Below are 9,081 nucleotides of genomic sequence, written 5' to 3'. Positions count from 1 at the left end.
TATAGATCCCGCGGACAAGCCGCGGGACGTTGGTGAACCGAGATAGTCTGGCTTTCTAAAGATGCGACCATCTCCCAACGCCCCGCGACTTGTTCTGGGGGTCTAGGACTAGGACTATAGATCCCGCGGACAAGCCGCGGGACGTTGGTGAATTGAGATAGTCTGGCTTTCTAAAGATGCGACCATCCCCCAACGCCCCGCGACTTGTTCGCGGGGTCCAGTACTGGGGCGAGCTATAGATCCCGCGGACAAGCCGCGGGAGGTTGGTGAACCGAGATAGTCTGGCTTTCTATAGATCCCGCGAAGAAGTCGCGGGAGGTTGGTGATCCGAGATTGTCTGGCTCTAAAGATGCTAATTGACAGAACCGTATCAATATCACCTTCAAATGATATTCTCTAAATTAAATTGCCAGGGAGCGGAGAAGTGCCTAATCAAGCAAATATTTGCTTTGGAAACAAACAAATCCTATTACTTACAGATATCATTCAAAACCTTGTTAACATCTTGCTCAATTATTTTATTGATTTCTGAAGTTTGATCTGAAAAACCAAGAGACTCTACAACCAATGTAGCGACTTCTTCATAAAAAGCATCTCGTTCTTGATGTTGTTTTAACAAAAAGTTTTTCATATTCTCGACTGGAAGCGATGGGGTGCGGCCGTGTTCCATGCGCTCAAGTTGCGTTTCAACAGACACTTTCAAATAAACAACATATTCAGAAGATAATAATTTCCGGCATTGTTCGCTTGAGACAACACACTCTTCCAATAAAACAACAACATTTTCTTTTTTCATACAATGAGAAATAATATCTTCTTGACATCGATTGTACGCTGCTTCACCTTCATCACCTAAAATTTCTCGTGTAAGTCGACCAATATAGCGTTCAATGCTTGGGTTTGCATCGACGATTTGCCATCCTAATTTTTTTGCTAATGCGTCGCAAAATATAAACTTCCCTGCACCCATATGACCAATAACGAAGATTCGTTTTATCATTGTAAATACCTCTTAATTTGATATAAATTTTATCCTAATGCTCATTATGTAAATATAATTGCAAACAGATGACCTAAGCAATTTTTGATCAATCGTGAATGATACAACAGTCGATTAATTATTTTAAATTTTGACTGGGATTTAGATTTTTAAAGACACATTCTTTGTCATTACAGAAAACCGAAATCTGTAGACTAAAAGTTCCATCTCGGAAACGATGAGAGACATATCCAAGTAAATGTTCTTTTTTCTTATCGGATTTTTTGTACATCGAGTAACCAATGCCAGCTTGATCACAACCTTGTTTTTTAGCAACAACAAGTTCTGTGTGCTCTCCGGGCAAAATAATATTTGGACCACTTTCTATAATACAACCAGAATCTGGCCACACTCTTGTCTTCACCAGAGTATATGGCTCACTACCTTTATCACTTTCATTAATAAATTTCGAATTATAATTATCTTCTGCATAAGTTATTGCTGGTAAATATAAAGAAACAAATGCCAAACAAGAAAATAGATTAAGCTTGCTCGTTCTTAAAAACATATTCATTCCTTTTTAATGTTCCTGATTTTAGTTTAGATGAAATAAAGATGATAGTTGAGAATTGATACTAAATAGTTTACTGCAATAGTTTAATCCCGCATATATTTTTAATCATGTTGCAGGAGAAGCCATTTTGATATTTTTTCAGCACTTGATAAATAATTGGAATTGTACTGTCTTTAAAAAAAATTTTTAAAGACAGTATTTATTATATTAAGCTTTTTGCAGTTTAGAAGAGGATTCTTGTGTGGATTCTTTTGATGGCATTTTAAAATTATCGAGTGTTGGAAGATCCTTCATTTCGCCTTCTTTGGGTGTAATCGAGTTACCGGTAATTTCTTGAGGGCCATCTTTTCCTGGCCTATAAAGCTTCCCATCCCCATTTGAAAATGCAATGACTTGCTGTGTTTTTTCGTCAACCATAATGAAATTTCTTCCGGAACTGGCTTGTTGTTTGAAGAAGTCTGCCATATTCTCTTCGGATTTAAATGAAAGGTCTAAACCTCCATCTTTATTTTTTTTGGGCGGATTATCACTTAACCATTTTTCATCACAATGTTTTTTAAAAGCTTCAATTAAAGATTCAATTTGATCGCTTTTAATGCTCATCGTTTTTTTCATGCGCGCAGCTTGTTCTTTTTCTGAGGCCTGTAACTCCTGCATTTTAGAAGTTCCAGATGCTGTTTTGTTAGGAGGGGTTAAGGGAAGATCATCTTCCAAGGTGGGTTGAGGTAGTTTGCTTTTTACCCAATCTGATATCATTTTCTTTTGGTCTGCAGGCTGAACACTAGAAGCTACACCACCACCAATAGCTAAATTAGGATGTGTTTTTTGATTAGTCCAACCCAGTAAAACACCTCCATTATCCATAAATTGAGAAGCATGATCCAGGCTCTTGGTTACCGAAGAGGGATCAGCTGCCGCTGCTTTTCCATTTTTATCATATTTCATGGTGGTAATGGGTACTGTCTCGTAAACACCCTTTAGATGCTGATATTTAGGTTCTGCAAGTAATTTCTCGATTTCAGATATGACATTTGCCTGATTTGCCCCGCTTGTTCCTGTATTCCACTTTCCCTTCTGATAAGAATCGATAATGGTGTCTGTTTGATTCTGATTCGCGGAATAAGTAATTCCAACCTTCTTTGCGCCGTTTCCTTTATCATGTAATTTGTCAACTTGATCCAATATTTTAATTGCTTGTTCCCTTGCTGAAATTGGAGTGCCATTTTTTTCATAATTAACTTGGAAGGGAACAATACTATTTGGCATGTGGTAATCCTCAAAACAAATGATAATTTTTTAATCATAGATAATACAATTTGAGTTTTCAATAAAACAAGGCTTTGTTTTACATTTATTTTTATTTTTTAATTAAATTTTTAGGATTAATAAATAATTCTGAGTTAAAGGATCCTATACACTAAATATAGACATTTATTTATAGAATACTAATGAATATTTAAAGTTTACTATAAACTTGTCTTAAAGTTGTACCTACGCAAGTTGAGGCATTTTGAAGCTGGGTGGGACGGTATCATTAAAAATCAGAATCTTCTATCGATGTTCAAAGCTTTGATGCATATCTGGCATAGCTTAGGCACACTTGAGAAAACCCTAATGTATACGGACAAAGTTTGCTAAAAGTGTACCTCGAGGAATTTTCGGTACGAAAATTCCTGCGATGGAAATAGTTTATTCTTATTTTAATAATGTGGACATCAAAGCGACTGCGTTTAATGCAAGGATTTCATTTGGTGCAGCATTGATGACAGAATTTTTTTGGTTTGACCAGAATTTATTACGATTTTGTTCTGCATTGATAATCTCTTTGTTCATTCCTTTACATTTTACTTGAGGCTTGAAAAATGTATTTTGAAATTTTTTATTAGAATCTCCACCTTTTAATTTCATTACCAATTCCTTATATGATTTACTGATTATATGAGGGGGAGATAATATCATTAATAATAAGTATGTGAAGAAGAATTAAATTTTTTTAAGGTTCAAGGAAGGATCTTTTGCTGCATGAATTTTTATCTGCTTACACTCATATCCAATATGGGTTCCAGCAAAATGACGATAACCAACCGCCCTGAATTAGAAGATTTTTAATTTCTCTCTAATTACAATCTTGTCGGGGAATTAGAAGGTAAAGCAACATCGATTAATCTAATATCAAAGTTTAATAAGTAAATATCAATAATGAAAGTGATACTTCCTTCATATTTAACTTGTACTTTTTAATCGACATGCCCACCAAAGTAATAGCAGGGTTATCAGTGCATTAATTCCAATTATCCATAGGTTAAAATGTGGGGTTAATATCATAAAACCTAAATTTATAGGCATCGAAATAAAAAAAGGTAAAATGATATGACTTACTGTATGGAAAAACTCTGCTCCGGCAAAAAAAATAATGACATCTCTTAGCGTACACATGATGGTTCTCAGTTCTATCATATATATTAATTATAATTTATTTTGCGGAAAATAGTGTCCTAACTCAGATGTATTTCTTCGCGGATAGGATAAAAGATACTAAGCGCTAATTAAGAATTTTTATTTCAGATTAAAGTCCAGTCCTTTCGCTTGAGAAGGTAACTCCTTATGAATATCAGGGGATAATATTTAATTAACTTTTTGATTCATGGATTTTCGATATTGCTTATTCTTTTGAAAAATAGCATATACGATGAGTAGGTAAGCACACATTCTTATAATATAAATTAAAGGTTTTTGATCTTGTTGTGTTGTTAATCCCAAAATAACTCGGTTCAATCCCTCAAGTAAAAATGATCCAGCAAAATAAAGGAAAAAGGAATCTTGAGTACTTTTCCAAAATCTCAGAAAAAATAAACATATTATTATAGAAGCCATGGCAAATGCACCAATAAGCATTGCGTTAATCATAGCTCTTCATCCTCCCAGATAAGACCATAGAGTAAAAATAATAAGGAAATTAACCCTGTTAGCAGTCGCCAAGCCGACAAGTCAATATGTGTAAAAATAAGCTGATCAACTACGAGAAGGGCATTATTTAGAAAAAAACCACAGAAACAAATTCCTCCCCATAATAAAAGACGGAATTTTTGCTTATGATAGCTGCGGAGTAATAACCAAGCACATACAAAGGCAGTAATTGTGCATAGGGAGTAAATAATGGCTGCCATATTATGAGTCCTTTCGCCAAATGAAAGCATTAGCAAATTTATGAGCTTTTTTACCTATATTAGAATGTATCAGATTTGTAATTTCAATTAAGTGAGAGGAATATAAAATTGCTATTTGATCTATCAGATTTTTAAGTTCAGGTGTTTGAGGTTCATATCGATACAAAGGCATTTCATTATTTATCATTTTAATAATTCCAGTCCCTTGAAGTTGCTTTAAGATGGTTTCTGTGGCTGATTCATTAATAAAAAGTCTTTTAGATAATTCCTCGACTGTCCAATCATGATCCTTAACGGAACGCATCAATAACATAGCTTCCAGATATGAAACAGACGGTATGCTATTCAGGATAAAACGTCGAATCTCATTAGATATGGATAAATTTGTCATAATATAGATGTTATTTCAATTACTAGAAAATAATTTTATCAGTCTCTTTATTTATTCTAGTAAATTTAATCAATTAAGTATTCCTTTTAAAATGTATCATGATACTGAGCTATTTAACACCCAATTGGAGCTGGAATCTGCATAGAAAAAACATGAAAAATAAAAAATACTCGTTGAAATGTAAGGATTTTTTGCACTTGTTACGCTATGAATTAAGCTCATCTTGATCTCATGAATAAAACACTTGATTCTTTATGCTCTTATTGCAACTATGTGAATTAGGAGCTGATTTATAGGAGATTAGTTGATGCTAAAAAGAATAAATTGTTTTAAGACAATTTTAAAATATAAGATTATTTTATTGTTTTTTTTTGCAGGTTTTGCCAATGCAGCTGATCCCTTAATTTATTTACGTCCTAATGAAACGCCTATGTTCACAGAGTTATACCAGCGTTATGGTCTTCTTAATCCTCCCGCAATACATGTATTTGACAGTTCTGTTTATTTAGGCCAACCGGGAGAGAATAGTTTACTGATTCCATCAAGCGTGGCTTTTTTTAATGAGGTTGATCAAACACTTCGTACCTATCATTCACGACTTGGTAATAAAGAGTTGTTCCTAGATCCTCGTGAAACAAAATATACATTTTGTCCATCCAATGGCTCATTGCAAATTATTTTTGCTCTTGTTTATGCAATTGCTGCAAGTGAGCCACAAAAGCATTTTCTTTTTGTTGAAAAAATCCCTTATTATTCATTTCATGAGCATGCTGTTAATTTTAGGCCTTACCCCAATGCACGATTCCAAGGATTCACTGATCCTAACGAAGTGAAGCCCAGACCTGATGAAACTCTAGTCGAATTTGTAACCTCACCCAACAATCCTGACGGGACATTCCGCAAACCCTATACCCAAGCAAAAATAATAATTGCTGACTTGGTTTTTTCTTCGCCATCCTATGGTAGTGATGGTACGGGATATGTTAAAGAGAATATTGCCTGGCTATCTCAGGCAAGAAATGAAGGCAAACATGTTTTAGCGTTTAATTCTGTTTCAAAAGCACTTGGAAAACCGGGATATCGCTTGGGGTATATGTGGTTTCCTATGAGTGATTCCTATACAGCGAGTATTTTTCACAATTTCTTTTCTTATATCTGGAAGTTAACAACAGGGGAAAGTACCCCAGGCGTTGCTGAAGCCTTAAATCTTATGTCTGCTCTGATTGCCCTTCCTGATGCAGGTCAAGGCCTTCGCACGGATGCCTTTAATACGATTGTAAAGCGGCATGACATGGTCAAAACAGAGATGCTTAAGCGCTATCCCGGTACTGAGGTCCTAAGCATTCCCGGCAGTCCTACTTTTTTTGCAAAGCTTAATAGTCCAGATATTCCAAAAATGACGGGTGAGCAGGTTTTACTTAGAGATATCAATGTAGCCGTAGATAATGGCAATGCAATGGGTGCTACAGATGCCTTCATTCGTATTAACTTATGTGGTTATAGTGGCGATCTTGCTGAATTTTTAAATCGCTTGGGCGAAGCTAAGAAATATAATTCCAATGATGTATTAGTCTCCTCAGCAAATCATTGCACCAGCAGGATGATTCACAGTAGTGAAAATACCCAGTATGTTGCCAATCTTGATGATTGTATGATCAATGTGGATGCATCAGTCGGAAATGTTCACATCATTTTGCCTCAATTTATTAATTATCAACGAAGTAATTTAATTTCTATTAAAAAAATTGATAATTCAAAGCATTCAGTTATTGTGCAGGGGAATCAATTTAAAAAATCAATTAATGCAAAAAACAAACAGTTACACATCCAATGGACACAACCTTTTTTCATGAATGGTCAATGGCAAATTGCACATCCATAATTTAATGAGGAGAAAGCTTTTCTCCTCAGCGCTGTCGCAAAGTCTTATTAAGTAATATAATTCTTATTTTATGATTTTTTTTTTGCATATTTTATTTTTTTATCTAATTTCTGAATTATCAAAAACTTCTGGGCTATAGTGTAAGTATGAAAAGGAAAATTCTTGATTGTCTTATTATTGGAGCTGGTCCAGCAGGCATTTCTGCTGCTTTATATTTGCATCGATTCCGTAGAAATATTCTAATCGTAGATTCGGGAAACAGTAGAATGCTCAAAATCCCCAAGTCGCATAACTATCCTGCATTCAAAGAGGGTATTTCAGGTCCTGATTTATTAAATAAGCTGAAAGAACAACTTTTGTTTTATAACATTCCTATCCATAGTGATAATATAATAACTTTGGATAAAACTAAAAATGATAATTTTATTTCGAATCAATATTTTAAGAGTAAGACTGTCATTTTAGCAACAGGTATTCAAGATATTGAAATTAAGTTGCCGCAAATCAAGAAATTCGACCTACGATTTTGCCCTATATGTGATGCATATGAAGTCATAAATAAAGAGATAGCAATAGTGGGGAATGATTCACATTCTGTATCCGAAGCTTTGTTTCTACGCCGCTATTCAGAATCGATTACTTTATTGACCCAGGGTAATACGTTAACAATGAAAGATTTAAAAATAATTCAAACAGCAAAAATAAAGGTTATCACCGATGCTATTATTGATCTAGACTACATTGGCTCAAAAATAAGAATTCATTTTTCAAATCATAATAAAGCAATTTTTGATACTCTTTATTCGGCTTTAGGTTGTACTAAAAATAGTAATCTAGCTTTAAGACTTGGTGCAAAACATAAAGAAGGGGAGTTAATCGTGAATGCATCACAACAAACGTCAATTCCCAAGCTTTATGCGGCAGGCGATATAGTATCCGGTCTCAATCAAATATGCGTTGCTCAAAGTCAGGGTGCCATTGCCGCGAGCGACATCAACCAACTTTTATAAAAGTTGGCTGCCTTACCTCTTTTAATCCATATTCTTTTATAACAGTGTTGTGACACGTACTATGGTTTAGGAAAAATTACTTTTTGATCATTTGAGTTAAAGCCAATTAAATATCCTATTATATACAGAGGAATTCCAAAAAGGACTTGCCATGAATATCGTATTGAACTGGGTAGATTTTGTCTTTCTTATTATTTTTGTATTATCTATCATCTTTGGTTTAATTCGTGGTTTTATCAGGGGTGTAGTTTCTTTACTTTTTTTGATTGCGGCTGTTTATCTAGGACTTAAATACGCGCCTCAACTTGCTGAGCATTTTACAAATCGCGGGGGGAGTGACCAAGATATTTCATACTTGATTTTGATTGCCATGTTTCTACTTATTTTTATAGTGACAATGGCTGTTGGAGCCTTAGTCAATTATCTATTAACCCTGATATTTCTATTTAGTGAATTAGGATTCATCGATGGCCTTCTGGGTGCTATTTTTGGAATTATTCGAGCTGCAATCATCACGATTATCATCATCTATATTGTCCAGCTTACTCCTTCAGCGAATGAACCCGTATGGCGTCAATCAAAATTTGTGATGTATTTCCAGCCCATTACTGAATGGATTGTTAATCAAATTTCACCTACACTTCACGATTTTAAAGAAAAAATGAACAAAACTATTGAAAAAATAGAACCTAAAAACACAAAGCCTACGCAAACAACACCAACTAATACAACCCCAATTAATAAAACACCTTCGAAGACGGTTCCTTTGAAACCCGCACCTACGAACCAACCACCCACAAAAAGTGTAAATTCTACCGGACCCACTAACATGGGTCCGGTAAATCCAGGTCCAGCGAATACCGTGCCTGCGAATTCTATACCTGAAAATTCGGTGCCCAATCAATAGATAGAACCCGGTTGCTCGCAACCGGGGTTATAGTTTCTACCAGGTATAAAACCCTTGCTCATGGGTCGGTAAATGCATGAATTAATTACAGTTTAAATATAAATTACTCCAAAGTATTTAAATTATTGTGCATAAAATAATTTGTCTGGTATATTTGTGCTTTTTGTGTGC

General features: G+C 34.8%; 11 protein-coding genes. 3 read left to right on the top strand and 8 right to left on the bottom strand.

Going from position 1 to position 9,081, the window contains the following annotated elements; genetic code table 11:
* Nucleotides 1-469 precede the first annotated feature (469 nt).
* From BU07_RS0111020 to BU07_RS0110980, 8 genes are all read right to left on the bottom strand, one after another.
* Entirely contained in the window at nucleotides 470-1,000 is a 531-nt protein-coding gene (locus BU07_RS0111020; RefSeq protein WP_035899052.1) for a shikimate kinase, read from the bottom strand.
* 118 nt (nucleotides 1,001-1,118) lie between these two features.
* A complete protein-coding gene (locus BU07_RS0111015) occupies nucleotides 1,119-1,547 on the bottom strand; it encodes a hypothetical protein (protein WP_031565997.1) in 429 nt (142 codons plus the stop codon).
* 213 nt (nucleotides 1,548-1,760) lie between these two features.
* Entirely contained in the window at nucleotides 1,761-2,819 is a 1,059-nt protein-coding gene (locus tag BU07_RS0111010; RefSeq protein WP_031565996.1) for a hypothetical protein, read from the bottom strand.
* Between the two features lie 429 nt (nucleotides 2,820-3,248).
* Nucleotides 3,249-3,461 (bottom strand): hypothetical protein, encoded by a 213-nt coding sequence (locus tag BU07_RS0111005; RefSeq protein WP_031565995.1) that lies wholly within the window; start codon nucleotides 3,459-3,461, stop codon nucleotides 3,249-3,251.
* 315 nt (nucleotides 3,462-3,776) lie between these two features.
* A complete protein-coding gene (locus BU07_RS0110995) occupies nucleotides 3,777-3,989 on the bottom strand; it encodes a hypothetical protein (protein ID WP_031565994.1) in 213 nt (70 codons plus the stop codon).
* 189 nt (nucleotides 3,990-4,178) lie between these two features.
* A complete protein-coding gene (locus tag BU07_RS0110990; protein ID WP_031565992.1) occupies nucleotides 4,179-4,460 on the bottom strand; it encodes a DUF5985 family protein in 282 nt (93 codons plus the stop codon).
* Nucleotides 4,457-4,720: a DUF5985 family protein gene (locus tag BU07_RS0110985; RefSeq protein ID WP_031565990.1), complete on the bottom strand. Its 264-nt coding sequence runs from the start codon at nucleotides 4,718-4,720 to the stop codon at nucleotides 4,457-4,459. The genes BU07_RS0110990 and BU07_RS0110985 overlap by 4 nt, the downstream gene beginning before the upstream one ends.
* A gap of 1 nt (nucleotide 4,721) precedes the next feature.
* Nucleotides 4,722-5,033 carry a hypothetical protein gene (locus tag BU07_RS0110980; RefSeq protein ID WP_051635542.1) on the bottom strand — a complete coding sequence of 104 codons (312 nt, stop codon included), beginning with the start codon at nucleotides 5,031-5,033 and terminating at the stop codon, nucleotides 4,722-4,724.
* Nucleotides 5,034-5,418: 385 nt separating this feature from the next.
* On the opposite strand from BU07_RS0110980, the gene BU07_RS0110970 reads away from it, so the two are divergent.
* The 3 genes from BU07_RS0110970 (at nucleotide 5,419) to BU07_RS0110960 (ending at nucleotide 8,910) form a co-directional block, all read left to right on the top strand.
* Nucleotides 5,419-6,993: an aminotransferase class I/II-fold pyridoxal phosphate-dependent enzyme gene (locus BU07_RS0110970; protein WP_031565986.1), complete on the top strand. Its 1,575-nt coding sequence runs from the start codon at nucleotides 5,419-5,421 to the stop codon at nucleotides 6,991-6,993.
* Nucleotides 6,994-7,139: 146 nt separating this feature from the next.
* The gene (locus BU07_RS0110965; RefSeq protein ID WP_031565984.1) at nucleotides 7,140-8,003 is read left to right on the top strand and encodes an NAD(P)/FAD-dependent oxidoreductase; all 864 of its coding nucleotides are present in this window, start codon (nucleotides 7,140-7,142) and stop codon (nucleotides 8,001-8,003) included.
* A gap of 151 nt (nucleotides 8,004-8,154) precedes the next feature.
* Nucleotides 8,155-8,910, top strand: coding sequence for a CvpA family protein (locus tag BU07_RS0110960; protein WP_031565982.1), 756 nt, complete (start codon nucleotides 8,155-8,157; stop codon nucleotides 8,908-8,910).
* Nucleotides 8,911-9,081 lie beyond the last annotated feature (171 nt).

Origin of the sequence: Legionella wadsworthii DSM 21896 = ATCC 33877, from assembly GCF_000701265.1 — a bacterium.
In the GTDB taxonomy this organism is placed as follows: Bacteria; Pseudomonadota; Gammaproteobacteria; order Legionellales; family Legionellaceae; genus Legionella; species Legionella wadsworthii.
This window is presented reverse-complemented; position numbering and strand designations above follow the sequence as displayed.

Excerpts from the sequence above, each read along its gene's own strand:
- BU07_RS0110980 (WP_051635542.1), bottom strand. The coding sequence starts at position 5,033 with ATGTTATTGATGCGTTCCGTTAAGGATCATGATTGGACAGTCGAGGAA.
- BU07_RS0111015 (WP_031565997.1), bottom strand. The coding sequence starts at position 1,547 with ATGTTTTTAAGAACGAGCAAGCTTAATCTATTTTCTTGTTTGGCATTT.
- BU07_RS0111010 (WP_031565996.1), bottom strand. The coding sequence starts at position 2,819 with ATGCCAAATAGTATTGTTCCCTTCCAAGTTAATTATGAAAAAAATGGC.
- BU07_RS0110995 (WP_031565994.1), bottom strand. The coding sequence starts at position 3,989 with ATGTGTACGCTAAGAGATGTCATTATTTTTTTTGCCGGAGCAGAGTTT.
- BU07_RS0110965 (WP_031565984.1), top strand. The coding sequence starts at position 7,140 with ATGAAAAGGAAAATTCTTGATTGTCTTATTATTGGAGCTGGTCCAGCA.
- BU07_RS0110960 (WP_031565982.1), top strand. The coding sequence starts at position 8,155 with ATGAATATCGTATTGAACTGGGTAGATTTTGTCTTTCTTATTATTTTT.
- BU07_RS0110970 (WP_031565986.1), top strand. The coding sequence starts at position 5,419 with ATGCTAAAAAGAATAAATTGTTTTAAGACAATTTTAAAATATAAGATT.
- BU07_RS0110985 (WP_031565990.1), bottom strand. The coding sequence starts at position 4,720 with ATGGCAGCCATTATTTACTCCCTATGCACAATTACTGCCTTTGTATGT.
- BU07_RS0111005 (WP_031565995.1), bottom strand. The coding sequence starts at position 3,461 with ATGAAATTAAAAGGTGGAGATTCTAATAAAAAATTTCAAAATACATTT.
- BU07_RS0110990 (WP_031565992.1), bottom strand. The coding sequence starts at position 4,460 with ATGATTAACGCAATGCTTATTGGTGCATTTGCCATGGCTTCTATAATA.
- BU07_RS0111020 (WP_035899052.1), bottom strand. The coding sequence starts at position 1,000 with ATGATAAAACGAATCTTCGTTATTGGTCATATGGGTGCAGGGAAGTTT.